Below are 426 nucleotides of genomic sequence, written 5' to 3' on the forward strand. Positions count from 1 at the left end.
TGGGCACTCTAGATAGACTGCCGGTGACAAACCGGAGGAAGGTGGGGATGACGTCAAATCATCATGCCCCTTATGACCTGGGCTACACACGTACTACAATGGCCGGTACAACGGGCTGCGAAATCGCGAGATGGAGCCAATCCCAACAAAGCCGGTCTCAGTTCGGATTGCAGGCTGCAACTCGCCTGCATGAAGTCGGAATTGCTAGTAATCGCGGATCAGCATGCCGCGGTGAATACGTTCCCGGGTCTTGTACACACCGCCCGTCACACCACGAGAGTTTATAACACCCGAAGTCGGTGGGGTAACCGCAAGGAGCCAGCCGCCGAAGGTGGGATAGATGATTGGGGTGAAGTCGTAACAAGGTAGCCGTATCGGAAGGTGCGGCTGGATCACCTCCTTTCTATGGAGAATCGTTTCCTGCAA

1 rRNA gene is annotated in these 426 nt (G+C 55.2%); it reads left to right on the forward strand.

From position 1 onward, the window contains the following. Window positions 1-403 (forward strand): 16S ribosomal RNA (locus tag IFU39_RS32530); the annotation flags it as partial. Between the last annotated feature and the right edge of the window lie 23 nt (window positions 404-426).

This window comes from Paenibacillus sp. CFBP 13594, assembly GCF_014842675.1.
In the GTDB taxonomy this organism is placed as follows: domain Bacteria; phylum Bacillota; class Bacilli; order Paenibacillales; family Paenibacillaceae; genus Paenibacillus; species Paenibacillus amylolyticus_B.